Consider the following 14,871-nt stretch of genomic DNA (forward strand, 5'->3'; position numbering starts at 1 on the left):
TGGCCTCACTTGTTCTTGTTATAGAACCGCACGTCCTCGGTCGGTGTCTCGGCGAGCCGCGCATCGCTGCGCTGGAAGGTCTCGCAGACCTGCCGGTCCCGGGCGATCACGGGGATCGCCAACGCATCAACGCCTTTGATAATCGTGGTCTCGGTCTGCGCGAGTTGGCTTGAAATGTCGTCTCCGACGCATTGCAGGTCTGTCTCATAGCCTGCCGCCTCGCATTGCTCGCCTTGGAGCACGCCCTCCGACATTCAGCGGCCCAAGGATTTCGTGGGCATCGGCATGCTGATCGTACCCTTGTCTTTCGCGGGCGCTCCGAGCCTTGCTGCCCGCGCCATGGCGCTGAGTGCCGCAACCTTGATCTTCATGGTGATCCCCCAACCCCCCGCAGGATTTGCGGCAAGCGCCCTTCCCCGATGACACAACTGCAGCTTGGCAAACCTGGAGATACCATTCAAATAATGAGAGATGATGTTTCCATAACCAGATTGGCATGTATGTCTGACGCTTTGCTGCGCCGGGGTCTGAAGCTGACGCATCTGCGGCTGCTGGCCCTGCTCGATCACGGAGAGGGTCTGGGCTCTGCGGCCGGGACGCTGGGCATGGCGCAGCCCGCCGCCTCGCGCCTGTTGTCCGAGGCCGAGCGGATAGCGGGCTGCGCGCTGCGCCGGCGCGACGGGCGCGGCATCAGCCTCACGCCGGAGGGCCGGGCGCTGTCGCGGCGTGCGCGGCGGATCCTGAGCGAGCTGTCGGATACCGAGCATGAACTGCGCGAGATCAGCGCCGGGCTGTCCGGCGACCTGCGGATCGGTGCGGTCACGGGGGCGGCGATGGACCGGGTGTTGCCCGCCCTGCGCCGCGCGCGGCTGGAGATGCCCAAACTGCGCATCCATGTCGAGGTCGGCAACTCGGAGGTGCTGGGCGAGGCTCTGGCCGAGGGGCGCATCGATCTCGCTCTGGCGCGCCTGCCGCAGGGCCACCCGGCCGAGCTGTTCGATCTGAAACCGCTCGGGCCCGAGCCCGTCGCGCTCGTGGTGCGGCACGGCCACCGTCTGCTCTCGACCCCATCGCCCGAACCCGAGATGCTGCTCGAGTATGACTGGGTGCTGCCGGAGGCAGGCACGATCCTGTACGACACGGTGATCGACCAGCTGGCGCGGCGCGGTCTGCCGGCGCCCAAGCGTCGCATCACCACCTCGTCGTTCCTGCTGACGCTGGCACTGGTCCAGCGCAGCAACGCCATCGCCCCGCTGGCCCGCGCCGTGGCCGACCAATTCGCCACCGAGACCTGTGCTGTCCTGCCGCTGGACCTCGGGCTGTCGGTCGCGCCTTATGCGCTGATGACACGCGCGGGCGCCGAGTTGCTCGTCGCGGCACGTCGGTTCGGCGCCCTGCTGACCGGCGCGCCGCCCGGCTGACCAAAGAGGCCGCCGATGGACGGGCCTGCAGGGGCTTGGTAGGGTCGCACGCGGGACTTCGACGGCCCGGAACGACGGGAGCGGAACGACAGCATGGCGATGATGAACGACCCCCGGCGCATGGCCGACCGGCTTCGGGCTCTGACCGAACTGGAACAGCGCCTGTCGTTTCGCATCAGTCGCCTGTCGAAGTTGCTCGACACCCATGCCGCGCGCCAGCTCGCGGTGCATGACACCAGCCTGACCTCCTACCGCATTCTCATGGTGCTGGGCATCTTCAAGGAAACCACGGCGGCGGATCTGAGCCGACTGATGGTCATCGACCGTGCGCAGATCAGCCGGGCCGTGTCGGACCTGCTGGCACAGGGGTTGCTGGAGCAGCAACCCGACCCCGCGAACCGCCGCAAGAGGCTGCTGCGCCTGTCGCCCGAGGGCCAGGCCGCGCTCGCCACATTCGAGCCGGGGCTGCTCGATCGCCAGAAGATATTCACCGAGCTTCTCGACGATGCGGAACTCGAAGGTCTCACCCGCGCCGTCGACAAGATCACCCGCTATCTCGCGGAGACGCTCGAAACCCCGGACGCCGCCCCCGCCACCGCAGGGCGACCCGACCTCTAGCGGTGCCTCAGCCCCAAGACGCCTCCTAAGACCGGGGTTCGCTCGCCTGCCCCATCGGACAGGACCGGGTCCCTCGCCGCTCTGATGGCCAAACCCCGAGATCCGATATCTCGTAGCCCGAAGGGTAGCTCGCCCGTCGCCGCGCCGTGACCAGTCGGGGGCGGCGCCGTCGTGGCATCCAGCGCAAGATCCGGGCACGCAGCCGCATCGCCTCCGGCACGGCGCGGCGCAGCCAAGGGGCGGGTTCGGGCAGACCCATCGCCTCGAGCAGCGGCGCGTCCATCAGCGCCAGCGCCACCGGTCGCCCGAGGCCGAACAGCCGTCGCGGCAGGTAGAAGCCGAGCAGCAGGTCGAGCGTGGCTTGGCCGACCGCACGGTTGCTCGTGGCAAACCGGACCTTGGCACGCTCGACTTCGGCGTTGAACGCGGCAAAGCCCGCGAGATCGACCGGTATGTCGCGGATGCCCATGCGCGCGCCCAGCGCGCGGTAGTAGTTGGTCCAGGCCCGCTGCTCATGCGGCGTCATGGCGCGGCGGCCAAAGCGGTCGAGCCAGCGGATCGGTTCGAGCACGAAGGTGCCAAGGACATAGATCATGTCGTCATTTGTGATGCGGTAGCAGCTGTGCATGTCGTTGATGTGCGCGATCGCGGCCCGGCCGCGCGGGCTGTCGAGCCCGTTCTCCAAGGGCTCCGACAATAACAGCTCGGTGTCGTCATAGCGCTTGGCGGGCCGTTCCGCGAATTCGCCGGTCCGCGCCAGAAGCGCCGAGATCGACGGTACGGCATAAGTGCGAAACAGCGCGAATTCGAGCGCCCGCTCGATGTCCCATGAAAAAGCGCAAGTGGTCAGCAGGCGGGCGATCTCCTCGTGATCGTCGTCTGCCGACAGCAGCGGGATCCGGTCCTCGGGGCAGATGAACGTCATGCGGCTGGCCCTTTCGGAAATGGCCGGGCGCCGGGATTGCGCATCATGGCCTGTGAAAAGGAGTGGTGAATATCGCCCATGCTTTTGCCTTAGCACCGCAAAGGACGCACGCACAGCCGCCCGCCCTTGACCCGGTGGAGCTGCTTGCGCACCACGTTCATCGCCGAGTTCTGCGCGCCGGAGGCCAGAAGCGCGGCATTGCTGGCTGTTTGTCCTTTGGAGTGTCAGCAACTCGACTTGCGCGCACAAGAGCGCCGAGCCGCCGCCCGAGATAAGCGCCAGCACGTGATCCTCCGGCCCACGCCCCGACCGCAGGTCGAGAAGCCATGCCGTGGCGACGAGACCTGCACGGTCCGGCACTGGAATCGCCGCATCGGCGATCTCGATGCCGACGCAGGGCACTTGCATGTGGCCAAGCGCATCGCCCGGCGGTCGTGTCAAACCGCCCAGACGCGCTTGAGGATGTCGACGGCGAGGCCGATCGCAGCCTCGTCCCGGCGGGTCTTCAGCAGCATGTAGCCGAGCGTCGTCGCGATCTGCGCGCTTTCGATCACCACCAGCCCGTTTGATTGCTTCTCGTGCAGCGCGATCGACTCGCGGCATAGGCTGAGCCCGACGCCAGAACGCACCATTGCAAGCATCGAAGGCTCCTGATCCACCAGCGCCACGCGGTTCTGCACCACCCTCGCTTTGGCAAAGCGACGCTCGAGCAGATGGTGGTGCGCGGAGGCGGGCGGCGTGCCGATCCACGGCAGCGTCGCCAACCCGGCCCAGTCGAGGCCTGCGACGCGACGCTCCCACCCCGCGGGGGCAACCACGAAGTAGCGAAAATGCGTCAGCGTATGCCGCTCGAAAAGCGTCTCCTCGCTGGTTTCCTCGCCTGTCTCATCCCCCGCTTCACCCAACACAAAGCCCATGTCGATCTCGCCGCGCTGCAGCCGCACGGGCACGTCGCCGCTCATGCCATGCACGAGTTGCGCCTGCAGATCGGGGGCCGCCTCGATCAGCCCCGCGAGGAACCGCCCCAACCGGATGAAGTCCGGATCGACGATGGTGCCTATGCGCAACGTGCCGCGCAGCGTGCCGGTCATGTGCCGCGCTGTCTGGCCGAACTCGGCCACGGCCTCGAGCACCTGCTCGGCCTTCTTCAACAGCACCTCGCCGTCGCGCGTGAGATCGAGCCCCTTGGCGGTGCGCTGGAACAGCACCAGCCCGGTGTCTTCGGAAAGCCGTTTGAGCTGCAGGCTCACAGCGGGCTGTGTGAGGTGCAATATCTCCGCCGCGCGCGAGACATTGCCCGCGCGGGCCACGGTGACGAAGGACTGCAGGGTCCGAAGGTCAGCGGGGTGCTTCATAAGTCCGACTTATAATGCGGCGCTTTATTAGTCATTGGATTTTGCGTCCTGGCTCCCGCATCGCTTTGGAGGAGGAGACGGGAGGGCGACTGGTGTCAACGCGCGTGACGCGAAACACGGTGTTCTTCGAACCGGGGGAGAGACAGGATGTCGTGCGATCCGTTCGACTACATCATCGTGGGGGCTGGCTCGGCTGGCTGCCTGCTGGCCAACCGCCTGAGCCGCGATCCGGCAAAACGTGTCCTGCTGCTCGAAGCGGGCAAGCGTGACAATCACCCGTGGATCCACATTCCCGTGGGCTATCTCTACTGCATCGGCAACCCGCGGACCGACTGGCTCTACCAGACCGCCCCCGAGGCCGGGCTGAACGGGCGCTCCCTGCGCTACCCGCGCGGCAAGGGGTTGGGTGGCTGCTCCTCGATCAACGGCATGATCTACATGCGCGGTCAGGCACGCGACTACGACAACTGGGCGCGGATCACCGGCGATGACGACTGGAGTTGGGAGAACGCCCTGCCCGACTTTATGGCGCACGAAGATCATCACAGGCGCGACGGCGGCGCCGATCCCGAGTGCGGTCACAACGGGCGGTTTTCCGACCTGCATGGGCACGGTGGCGAATGGCGGGTGGAAAAGCAGCGGCTGCGCTGGGACGTGCTCGAAGATTTCGCCGCCGCCGCCGTGCAGGCGGGCATTCCGCACACCGAGGATTTCAACACCGGTGACAACGCGGGCGTCGGCTATTTCGACGTGAACCAGAAGAAAGGCTGGCGCTGGAACGCGGCCAAGGCCTTTCTTCGGCCCATCAAGTCGCGCGCCAACCTCGAGGTCTGGACAGAAGCTCAAGTCGAGCGGCTGGTTTTCGAGTCCACCGTCCCTGGTGCCACCCGCTGCACCGGAGCCGTGGTCCGGCGCAGCGGCAACGCGATGACGGTACGCGCGCGCGGCGAGGTAATCCTCTCGGCGGGGGCCGTCGGCTCGCCGCAGATCCTGCAGCTGTCGGGCATCGGCCCGGCCGAGCAGGCCCGCGCGCATGGCATCGAGGTGCTGCGCGATCTGCCCGGCGTGGGCGAAAACCTGCAGGACCATCTGCAGATCCGCGCGGTGTTCAAGGTGAAGGGCGCCAAGACGCTCAACACGCTGGCGGGCAACCTCTTCGGCAAGGCGCGCATCGGTCTTGAATACGCGCTCAGGCGCACCGGTCCGATGAGCATGTCGCCGAGCCAGCTCGGTGCCTTCACCCGCTCGGACCCGCAGCGCCCGCATGCCAATCTCGAATACCACGTGCAGCCCCTGAGCCTCGACGCATTCGGCGAACCGCTGCATGGCTTTCCGGCGATCACCGCGAGTGTGTGCAACCTCAACCCCACCAGCCGGGGCCGCGTGAGCCTCACTTCGAACCGTTTCGACGACGCGCCGCGCATCGCGCCGAATTATCTTGCCACGGACGAAGACCGTCACATCGCGGCACAAAGCCTGCGTCAGGTGCGCGAGATCGTGGCGCAACCCGCGATGGCGAAATACGCGCCCGAGGAATGGAAGCCGGGTATCCAGTTTCAGACCGACGAGGAGCTGGCGCGTCTTGCGGGTGACATCGCCAACACGTTCTTCCATCCTGTCGGCACCGCCAAGATGGGCCGCGCGGACGATCCGATGGCGGTGGTCGACCCCCGTCTCAGGGTGCGCGGCGTCGCAGGGCTGCGGGTGGTGGATGCCAGCGTCATGCCCGAGATCACCAGCGGCAACACCAGTGCCCCAGTGATGATGATCGCCGAAAAAGCCGCGCGCTGGATCCTCGAAGAGGCACGCGCGCCAGCCCCTGAACCAGCCTGACCCACGTCCCACAGTCCCCCACAGGAGGCCAGTGATGCGCGATCCCAACTCCAAGCTGCCCCTCGTAGGCGTCAAGGTGGTCGATTTTGGCCAGTACATCGCAGGCCCCGCCGTCGCGATGATCCTCGGGGACCTCGGCGCGACCGTGGTGCATGTCGACCCGCCCGACGGCCCGCTGTGGGACAGCCCGGCCAACGCCACGCTGGGCCGGGGCAAGCTGACCCTGAGGCTGGATCTGAAAACCGACGAGGGCCTCGCGCGCGCCCGTGCGCTGGTGGCCAAGGCCGACATCCTCGTCGAAAGCTTCCGCCCTGGCACCATGGCGCGGCTCGGGCTCGACCCCGAAGAGCTGTGCCGTGAGCATCCGACCCTGATCGCCGTCTCGATCCCGGGCTTTGCCTCGAACGACGCGCTGCGCCGCGACTGGCGCGCCTATGAGAGCGTCATTGCCGCGACCTCGGGCGTGTTTACCGACATGGGGCTGAACCGCGTGCTGATGGGCATCAACCCGTCGTTTTCGCCCCTGCCGCTGTCCTCGGCCTATGGCACGATGCTGGCGGCCTCGGCGGCCGTTCTGGCGCTTCAGGCGCGCGAGCGGACGGGGCTGGGCGACCGGATCGAGGTGCCGCTCGCGGCGGCGGTGATGGAGGGGCTGACCTACAACTCGATCCGCATCGAGAACCTGCCCGAACGCTACAAGACCCAGCGCGAGCAGGAGATCGAGCGGCGGCGGATCGAGGGCCTGCCGATGAACCTGAGCTATGACGAGCTGCAGGAACTGCTCGACCCGTTCTATCGCAGCTATCGCTGCAAGGACGGGCGCATGTTCTACGTCGTCTGCCCGAGCCACAAGAACCATGCCAAGCGCTGCCTGCAGACCTTGGGCATTTACGACGATCTGGTGACCGAGGGGTTGAGCGAGGAATCCGACACCTACCTGCCGGCCTCCGAATGGGCATCAAACGTCTCCTTGGGCGTCTACCCCCTGCCCAAGGCTTGGGCCGACCACATCGCCGCGCGCATGAAGGAGGTCTTCATGACGCGCACCTCCAAGGAGTGGGAACGGATCTTCGGCAAGCGTCGCTTTCCGGGCGCGCCGCAGCGCTGGCTGCAGGAGTGGATCAACGACGATCACGCCGAAACGGCGGGCCTGATGATCGAGGTCGAGGACCCGGCTTACGGCACGATGATCCAGCCCGGCCCGATGGTCTGGCTCGAGGAAAGCGCGGAGGAGATGCTGACGCCTGAGCCGCGCCGCGAGGTGGATTTCGACGAGGCCCTCTCGGCGCTGACCGCCCTGCCCACCACCCTGCCGACCCCCGCCGATCCGGGCGATCGCAGCGGCTGGCTCGACGGCGTGCGGGTGCTCGATCTGTGCAACGTCATCGCCGGGCCGCATTCGGCCTCCTACCTCGCCCGCTTCGGCGCGGAGGTGGTCAAGCTCGACCCCGCCCAGCCCTTCTACGATTGCTGGAACACGGTGATCTTCGGCATGTCGCACATGCGCGGCAAACGCTCGGTGCTCACCGACATCCGCAGCCCGCGCGGGCGCGAGGTGCTTGAGCGGCTGGTGAGGTCGGTCGACGTGGTGGTCTGGAACGCGCCCGACAGCCAAGTGAAGGCGATGGGCCTCGACCTCGATGGGTTGCGCGCGATGAACCCCGATGCGGTGTTCTGCCAGCTCGACTGTTTCGGCGGGCCGAGGCGTGGGCCGCGCACTGACTACGTGGGCTATGACGATCTCGTGCAGGCCGCGACAGGCATCATGCTGCGCTTTGGAGGTGCGATGGAAACGCCGGAGGAGCATGCGCATGTCGGCACGATCGACGTGATGTGCGGCTTTGGCGGCTCGCTCGGCATCGCGACGGCGCTGTATCAAAAGGCCCGGACCGGCCGCGCGGGCCGCGCGCGCACTTCGCTCTCGGCGCTCAGCGGTCTGGCGCAGATTCCGTTCTGCTACGACTACCTCAAGCGCGGGCTGTTCAATGAGCCCTCGGGCCGCGAGGCGCTGGGCTACGATGCGCTGTCGCGCTTTTTCTACACCGCCGACGGGTTCTTGTTGCTGAGCGCCTACGAGGCCGACGCGGCGCGGCTCGACACAGTCGAGGGCCTCAAGGGGTTCTCGAAGATGCCCGAGGACAAGCGGTCGATGTTCCTCGCGGGGGCCTTTTTGCAGGCCACCGCCGCCGATTGGGTCGAGAGGCTGCAGCAGGCCGACATCGGCGCCGCCGTCTGCGAGAACATCGAAGGCATCCGCTCCTACAACAGCCGCCCCGCCGACGGCACACCGGGGCTGGACCGGGGCAGCTATTCCTTTTCGACCTATGCCGATCATCCCAGCGGCCACGAGGTCACGCAGCTCGACCCCTATGCGGTGCGCCCCGCGCGCAGTGCGGTGCGCGCCCTGCCCTGCGCCGAGAAATACGGAGCCTCGACGCGCGCGGTCTTGGCCGAATTGGGGTTCGCAGAGGAGGAAATCGCCGAGATGTTCGACACAGGCGCGATTAGCGACAGCTGGAGCCGGGAGTATCTTCCGAGCTGATACAGCCCCCCGCCAATCATTCCGCGAAGGGCCGCCGTATCAGCGGCTCATACGGCCTGCTGCCCCGTCGCGATATCGAGCGCGCGGTCGAGATCGGCGATCAGATCCTCGGGGTCCTCGATGCCGATCGACAGCCGCACCAGATCGGCATCCGCCCCCGCCGCCATCTGCTGATCCGCCGTCAGCTGGCGGTGCGTGGTCGAGGCCGGGTGAATGATCAGCGAGCGCGTGTCGCCGAGGTTGGCCACGTGGCTGAACAGCTCGAGGCTGTCGACGAGCTTCACGCAGGCGTCGTAGCCGCCCTTCACGCCGACGGTGAACAGCGCGCCCGCACCCTTGGGCGTCACCTTGGCCACCCGGTGATGCCAAGGCGAGGACGCCAGCCCGGCCCAGGTTACCCGGTCGATGCGCGGGTCGGCCTCGAGCCAGTTCGCCACCTTTTCGGTGTTCGACACGTGCCGCGCCATGCGCAGGCTCAGCGTCTCGATACCCAAGAGCGTGTAATGCGCACCTTGCGGGTTCATGGTCATGCCCAGATCCCGCAGGCCCACCGCGATCGAATGGAAGGTGAAGGCCATCGGGCCCAGCGCCCCGTGGAAATTCAGACCATGGTAGGCAGGCTCGGGCGCCGAGAGCGAAGGGAACTTGTCGCTGGCGGACCAGTCGAACCTACCGCTGTCGACCACGATGCCGCCCGTGACCGTGCCGTTGCCGGTCAGGTATTTGGTCGCCGAATGCACCACCAGCGTCGCGCCTTGGGCGATTGGGTTGCACAGGTAGGGCGTCGCCAGCGTGTTGTCGACGATGAGCGGCAGCCCGACCTTGTCGGCGAGCTTGGCCACCTCGGGGATATCGGTGATGTAGCCGCCGGGGTTGGAGATCGACTCGCAGAAGATGGCGCGGGTGTCGGTATCCACCGCCGCCTCGATGGCCTCCAGATCGTCGAAGTCGACGAAGCGCGCCGACCAGCCGAAGCGTTTGATGGTCTGGCTGAACTGGGTGACCGAACCGCCGTAGAGACGGGTCGAGACCACGACATTAAGCCCCGGCCCCATCAGCGGGAACAAAGCCATGATCTGCGCCGCGTGCCCCGAGGAGCAGCACACCGCCCCCGCGCCGCCCTCGAGCGCGCAGACCCTATCGGCCAGCGCCGAGACGGTGGGATTGGTCAGGCGCGAATAGATGTAGCCGACCTCCTCGAGCCCGAACAGGCGCGCGGCGTGGTCGGCATCCTTGAAGACATAGGAGGTCGATTGGTAGATCGGCACCTGCCGCGCCCCCGTCGCCGGATCGGGATTGGCCCCGGCATGGATCTGCAGCGTATCGAAGCCGAGCGGACGCTGACGGGTCATGTGCTTTCCTTCCCTTGTGTATGGGAGGGACGCTAGCCAGTCGAAAGCCGTCGCACAATGTCTTTGGAAACAGCTGTGCAAAGGCCCGTCCGGGCGACCCTGGGAGCGCAGATCAGGCGTGGCCGGATCAAGTCCCGGTCCGGGCACGCCTTGTCCGATCAGGGCACCAAGCGCCGGGGGGCACAGGGTGATGCCCATGGCTGCCGGGGCCAGGGGCCCGATAGCCGCACGGCACCGTTCGCAAGCTTCGGCGATGAATGGGGCTTTGTCGATGCCCGGGATAGCCGCCGCAGGGCGTACATCCCGCGCAAATCCAGCAAGTCTGCCCTCTCTATGGTGCCAGCCCTCTCTGCATGTATGGTCCTGAGCAGGCAACCGGTGCGGGGGCAGGCATGGACTGGCGGGACGACGCGATTTTTCTAGGCGGCGGAGGTGACGGGCGCGCGCTTCCGCAGTGGCTCTTGCTCGAATACGCCAACGGCCACGGTCTGATTGCGGGAGCCACCGGCACCGGCAAGACCGTGACACTGCAGATCATGGCCGAGGCTTTTTCGGACCACGGCGTGCCGGTGTTCCTTTCGGACGTGAAGGGCGATCTCGCAGGGCTGTCGCGGGCCGGAGACCCGACCAACCGGCTGCACGCGCCCTTCACCGAACGGGCCACGCAGATCGGCTACGAGCGCTTTTCCTACAAATCCTATCCGACGCTGCTGTGGGATGTCTTTAGCACCAGCGGCCACCCGGTGCGCACCACGCTGGCCGAAATGGGACCGCTGCTGCTCAGCCGTCTTCTCGACCTCACCGAGGCGCAGGAGGGCGTGATCAACATCGTCTTTCGGGTCGCCGACGAAGAGGGTCTGGCGCTGCTCGACCTAAGCGATCTGCGCGCGATGCTGATCTGGCTCGGCGAGAACGCGCGGGAGATGTCGAGGCGTTATGGCAACGTCTCATCGGCCTCGATCGGAGCGATCCAGCGGCGGCTTCTGGTGCTCGAAACCCAAGGCGGCGCGCAGCTTTTCGGCGAGCCCGCGCTCGAGCTGTCGGACATGATGCGCTGCGACGAGACCGGTCGGGGCCTGATCTCGATCCTCGATGCGCGGCAGCTGATGATGGCGCCCCGGCTCTATGCGACCTTCCTGCTGTGGCTGCTCTCAGAGCTGTTCGAGGAGCTGCCCGAGATCGGCGATCCCGAAAAGCCCAAGCTGGTGCTGTTCTTCGACGAGGCGCATCTGCTGTTTGACGATGCCCCCCGTGCGCTGGTCGAAAAGATCGAACAGGTGGCGCGGCTGATCCGCTCGAAGGGGGTCGGCGTCTACTTCGTGTCGCAAAGCCCCGCCGACCTGCCCGCCGATGTCCTGCGCCAGCTCGGCAACCGGGTGCAGCACGCGCTGCGCGCCTTCACCGCGCGCGACCAGAAGGCGCTTCGGCTGGCGGCCCAGACCTACCGCGACAACCCGGACTTCGAGACCGAAGCCGCGATCCGCGAGGTGGGCGTCGGCGAGGCGGTGACCTCGATGTTGGAGAAGAAGGGCGTGCCGGGGATAGTCGAAAGGACGCTGATCCGCCCGCCCGCCTCGCGACTTGGACCGATCGAGGACGCCGAGCGCGCCGAGATGCTCGCTGCCTCGCCGATCCGCGGCAAATACGAGGCCAGCGTTGATCGCGACAGCGCCTTCGAGGCGCTCGCCCGGCGCGCAGAGGCCGCAGCCCAGGCGTCGGAGGCGGGATCGAAAGACGCGTCGGAGCCGGAGGCGCGGCGGCCCGGACGCGGCCGGCGCTATGCGCCCGATGGTCCGGCCCGCACCACTCGGGGCATCGGCTCGACCCGTCGAGAGGACAGCCTTGGTCAGAGCATCGGGGATGCGATGACCGGCGCGCTATTGAAGGAGCTGAAAGGCACTTCGGGTCGTCGGTTGGTGCGTGGCATCCTCGGCACGCTCTTCAAGGGACGCTAGGGCCTGCCGCAACAGCACGTTGGAAGCCGACTGAAGAGGCATTTGGTTCTGCGGGGCGGCGTGAAACGTTCACACCGCCCCGCTTGTCTTTGGATCGGCCCGCCTGCACCGAGACCGGCTAAGGTCGTATCCACAGGGCCGACTGTTGAAACAGCGCCGTCGAGGCCGATGTCGGGAAACCGAACAAGCCATCCCTGCCCTTCCGCCCTCACCCCGAAGGCAGTGCTGTGAGACTATTGCAGCGCGCGGTACACGACTGGTCGTGGCTGGTCGTCAAAGTTGTTGACGATGACCGGGGCCTGAGCCGAGACCGCGGTGGCGGCAAGAGCCGCCGGGCTGGCGATGGCTCCGGGCGCCTCGCCGGGAGGAGTGGCCCTCGTGAGAGCCGCGATCGAACAGGCAGGTTTGGATGTCGCATCGATCCTACCGAGCAAGGCCTGCACCTCGCCGAAACGCACCGCCGGGCTGAAGTAGAACCCCTGCACTTCGGTGCAGCCTTCGGATCGAAGCTTTTCGAGCTGGTCGATCGTTTCGACCCCTTCGGCGGTCGTCGCCATCCCGAGGCTCGTGCCCATGCTGGAAATGGCGCGCACGATGGCCTGGGCATCGCCGTGATGCACCACGTCCTTGATGAAGGACCGGTCGATCTTGATCTTGTCGAAGGGGAAGGTGCGCAGGTAGCTCAGCGAGCTGTAGCCGGTGCCAAAATCATCCATCGAGATCCGCACCCCGAGCTTGCGCAGCCGCTGGAGGATCGACAGCGTCATCTCCGTATGGCGCAGCAACACGGTTTCGGTGATCTCGAGTTCGAGCCGGTCCGGCGCGAGACCGGAGTCCTCGAGCGCGGCCTCGACCTCGGAGATGAGCGCCAGAGAGCGAAATTGCACAGGCGACAGGTTCACCGCGATACGCACGTCGTCGGGCCACTGCGCCGCCGTCCGGCAGGCTTCTTTCAGCACCCAGCTGCCAAGTTGCGTGATCAGGCCGATCTCTTCGGCCAGCGGCACGAACTCGGCCGGCGACACCGCGCCGCGGGTCTCGTGGGTCCAGCGCAGCAGCGCTTCGAAGCAGCTGACGCGGCCGGTCTGCAGGTTGACGATGGGCTGGTAGTACAGCTCCAGTTCGTTCTTGGCGAACGCTGCGCGCAGGTCCAGCTCCAGCGCGCGCCGGTCCTGCATCCGCGCATCCATTGCCTGCTCGAAGAAGCGGTAGGTGCCGCGGCCTTCGGACTTGGCACGGTAGAGCGCGAGATCGGCCGCCTTGACCAGCGCCTCGGGGTCGCTGCCGTCGGCGGGCGCGATGGCGATGCCGATGCAGCTGCCGATGACGATGTGATGGCCGCAGATCTCGTAGGGCTCGCTCAACCGGTTCACGATGCGCTCGGCCAGTTGGCCGACCTCCTCGACCGAAGAGACGTTGTTCTCGACGATGGCAAACTCGTCACCGCTCAGCCGCGCCACGACCTTGGACTGGCGCAGACAGCCCTGAAGCCGCTGTCCAACCTGCTTGAGCAGCGCGTCGCCGATCGGGTGGCCCAGCGTGTCGTTGACCGCCTTGAAGTGATCGAGATCGAGGCACATGACCGCCAGCTGCTGGCCGCGTGCGGTGGTGTTCAGTGCCCGGTCGAGTTGCTGGCGAAAGCTGATCCGGTTCGGAAGACCGGTCAGCGCGTCATGCATCGCCATGTGCTCGATCTTGGCTTCGGTGCGCTTGCGCTCGGTGACATCCTCGAAGGTGGCGACCCAGCCGCCTTCGGGCATCGGCACGCGCAGCACCGAGATGGACCGCCCTCCGGAGATGATTTCGAGATAGGGCAGCGCGCGCTGCGACCGGGCGGGCTTGCACAGGGTCTGCTCGATTTCGAGGATACGCGCGTCGCTGTAATTCCCGGCGTCGCGGCACGCCTTGAGCACGTCGCGGATGTGCATGCCGGGATGAAGCGTGCCCTTCGCCAGACCGTAGATCTCCTCGACCCGACGGTTGCTCATGACCAGCCGATGCGTGCCGTCGAACAGGCACAACCCCTGCGCCATGCTCTCGAGCGCGGTGTCGAGCTGCTGGCGACGTGTGAGGATCTGCGCGTTCGACTGCGCCAGCAGCGCCTGAAATCGGGCCGCCAGGCTGCCGATCTCATCTTGCCGTTCAACCACCTCGGGGGGCATGGTCGCGAGATCGCCGCTCTCCTGAATTCGCGAGACGGCCCCGGCAAGCGCGCTGATCGGGTACAGCACGAGGCGCTGCATCACCATGCCGATGGCAAGCAGCACCGCCACTGCGGCGGCAAAGCCGATGAAGGCCGACCGCATGGTCGATTGCACCACGCCCGCGCGCAGAGGGCCTTGGTCCCAAGCGATGCTGATCGCACCGATCACCTCGCGCTCCATGTCGCTGAAGACCGGCGCGGAGATGACGTAGAGATCGCCCTGCCGGCTCTCCTGCGCGGTCTGGCTGGCCACGGCCTGGTCCGCCTGCGCATCGAGCACGCTCGGGTCGACCTGCGGCCCATCGAGCGTCTCGTAGCTCTTCAGCCCGTCGCCTTGTGCATCCGAGACGCGCAACATCTGGATGATCGGCTTTTCAAATGCCTCGTCCTCCTGTCCGAAGACGAGGTCGAAATAGATGTTCTCGAGATAGGTCTTGTCCCGACGTTCGATGCCGGCGCGCGCCTGACCCGCCGCCAGCAGGGTCTGGTTGCGGCTCGCCGCCTCCCCAAGATCCATCAGCGCTTCCAGCTTCGACGAGCTAAGATGCACGATCAACAAAGTGACCGACAGGCCCAGCCCGAGCATCAGGGCGGCCATCACCCTGAATTGCAGGGATTTGAACATACGGGATTTGAGATCAAACGCCATCGGGCAGGCACTCCTTCG

At 66.6% G+C, this 14,871-nt stretch carries 11 protein-coding genes and 1 pseudogene; 5 read left to right on the forward strand and 7 right to left on the reverse strand.

Features of this window, described 5'->3' with window-relative positions; all coding sequences use genetic code 11:
• Positions 1-5 precede the first annotated feature (5 nt).
• Complete coding sequence (locus AADJ02_RS06605; protein WP_341212199.1) at positions 6-254, reverse strand: hypothetical protein; 249 nt, start codon at positions 252-254, stop codon at positions 6-8.
• Between the two features lie 246 nt (positions 255-500).
• Here AADJ02_RS06605 and AADJ02_RS06610 point away from each other — a divergent pair, with 246 nt between their 5' ends.
• Together AADJ02_RS06610 and AADJ02_RS06615 are read left to right on the forward strand one after the other, a co-directional pair.
• Positions 501-1,421, forward strand: a complete 921-nt coding sequence (locus AADJ02_RS06610; protein WP_341212200.1) for a LysR substrate-binding domain-containing protein — start codon at positions 501-503, stop codon at positions 1,419-1,421.
• A gap of 93 nt (positions 1,422-1,514) precedes the next feature.
• Complete coding sequence (locus tag AADJ02_RS06615) at positions 1,515-2,039, forward strand: MarR family winged helix-turn-helix transcriptional regulator (RefSeq protein WP_341212201.1); 525 nt, start codon at positions 1,515-1,517, stop codon at positions 2,037-2,039.
• A gap of 25 nt (positions 2,040-2,064) precedes the next feature.
• On the opposite strand, the gene AADJ02_RS06620 is transcribed toward AADJ02_RS06615, so the two are convergent.
• From AADJ02_RS06620 to AADJ02_RS06635, 4 genes and pseudogenes are all read right to left on the reverse strand, one after another.
• Positions 2,065-2,964, reverse strand: coding sequence for an oxygenase MpaB family protein (locus AADJ02_RS06620; protein ID WP_341212227.1), 900 nt, complete (start codon positions 2,962-2,964; stop codon positions 2,065-2,067).
• A gap of 89 nt (positions 2,965-3,053) precedes the next feature.
• Positions 3,054-3,125 carry a hypothetical protein gene (locus AADJ02_RS06625; protein WP_341212228.1) on the reverse strand — a complete coding sequence of 24 codons (72 nt, stop codon included), beginning with the start codon at positions 3,123-3,125 and terminating at the stop codon, positions 3,054-3,056.
• A gap of 109 nt (positions 3,126-3,234) precedes the next feature.
• Positions 3,235-3,372 (reverse strand): annotated as a pseudogene (locus tag AADJ02_RS06630) (glycerate kinase); the annotation flags it as partial.
• A 29-nt stretch (positions 3,373-3,401) separates the two neighbouring features.
• Positions 3,402-4,319 (reverse strand): LysR family transcriptional regulator, encoded by a 918-nt coding sequence (locus AADJ02_RS06635; RefSeq protein ID WP_341212202.1) that lies wholly within the window; start codon positions 4,317-4,319, stop codon positions 3,402-3,404.
• Between the two features lie 147 nt (positions 4,320-4,466).
• Between AADJ02_RS06635 and AADJ02_RS06640 the strand changes: the two genes are divergently transcribed.
• Positions 4,467-6,152, forward strand: coding sequence for a GMC family oxidoreductase N-terminal domain-containing protein (locus AADJ02_RS06640; protein WP_341212203.1), 1,686 nt, complete (start codon positions 4,467-4,469; stop codon positions 6,150-6,152).
• A gap of 34 nt (positions 6,153-6,186) precedes the next feature.
• Positions 6,187-8,694: a CoA transferase gene (locus tag AADJ02_RS06645; protein ID WP_341212204.1), complete on the forward strand. Its 2,508-nt coding sequence runs from the start codon at positions 6,187-6,189 to the stop codon at positions 8,692-8,694.
• A gap of 47 nt (positions 8,695-8,741) precedes the next feature.
• On the opposite strand, the gene AADJ02_RS06650 is transcribed toward AADJ02_RS06645, so the two are convergent.
• Complete coding sequence (locus tag AADJ02_RS06650) at positions 8,742-10,046, reverse strand: O-acetylhomoserine aminocarboxypropyltransferase/cysteine synthase family protein (RefSeq protein ID WP_341212205.1); 1,305 nt, start codon at positions 10,044-10,046, stop codon at positions 8,742-8,744.
• A 353-nt stretch (positions 10,047-10,399) separates the two neighbouring features.
• Between AADJ02_RS06650 and AADJ02_RS06655 the strand changes: the two genes are divergently transcribed.
• The gene (locus tag AADJ02_RS06655) at positions 10,400-12,001 is read left to right on the forward strand and encodes a helicase HerA-like domain-containing protein (RefSeq protein ID WP_341212206.1); all 1,602 of its coding nucleotides are present in this window, start codon (positions 10,400-10,402) and stop codon (positions 11,999-12,001) included.
• Positions 12,002-12,234: 233 nt separating this feature from the next.
• Here AADJ02_RS06655 and AADJ02_RS06660 read toward each other — a convergent pair whose 3' ends face one another.
• A complete protein-coding gene (locus AADJ02_RS06660) occupies positions 12,235-14,853 on the reverse strand; it encodes an EAL domain-containing protein (protein WP_341212207.1) in 2,619 nt (872 codons plus the stop codon).
• Positions 14,854-14,871 lie beyond the last annotated feature (18 nt).

Source organism: uncultured Limimaricola sp., from assembly GCF_964022235.1.
In the GTDB taxonomy this organism is placed as follows: Bacteria; Pseudomonadota; Alphaproteobacteria; order Rhodobacterales; family Rhodobacteraceae; genus Limimaricola.

Coding starts and splice junctions, on each gene's coding strand:
- AADJ02_RS06605 (WP_341212199.1), bottom strand. CDS start 254: ATGTCGGAGGGCGTGCTCCAAGGCGAGCAATGCGAGGCGGCAGGCTAT.
- AADJ02_RS06610 (WP_341212200.1), top strand. CDS start 501: ATGTCTGACGCTTTGCTGCGCCGGGGTCTGAAGCTGACGCATCTGCGG.
- AADJ02_RS06615 (WP_341212201.1), top strand. CDS start 1,515: ATGGCGATGATGAACGACCCCCGGCGCATGGCCGACCGGCTTCGGGCT.
- AADJ02_RS06620 (WP_341212227.1), bottom strand. CDS start 2,964: ATGACGTTCATCTGCCCCGAGGACCGGATCCCGCTGCTGTCGGCAGAC.
- AADJ02_RS06635 (WP_341212202.1), bottom strand. CDS start 4,319: ATGAAGCACCCCGCTGACCTTCGGACCCTGCAGTCCTTCGTCACCGTG.
- AADJ02_RS06640 (WP_341212203.1), top strand. CDS start 4,467: ATGTCGTGCGATCCGTTCGACTACATCATCGTGGGGGCTGGCTCGGCT.
- AADJ02_RS06645 (WP_341212204.1), top strand. CDS start 6,187: ATGCGCGATCCCAACTCCAAGCTGCCCCTCGTAGGCGTCAAGGTGGTC.
- AADJ02_RS06650 (WP_341212205.1), bottom strand. CDS start 10,046: ATGACCCGTCAGCGTCCGCTCGGCTTCGATACGCTGCAGATCCATGCC.
- AADJ02_RS06655 (WP_341212206.1), top strand. CDS start 10,400: ATGTATGGTCCTGAGCAGGCAACCGGTGCGGGGGCAGGCATGGACTGG.
- AADJ02_RS06660 (WP_341212207.1), bottom strand. CDS start 14,853: ATGGCGTTTGATCTCAAATCCCGTATGTTCAAATCCCTGCAATTCAGG.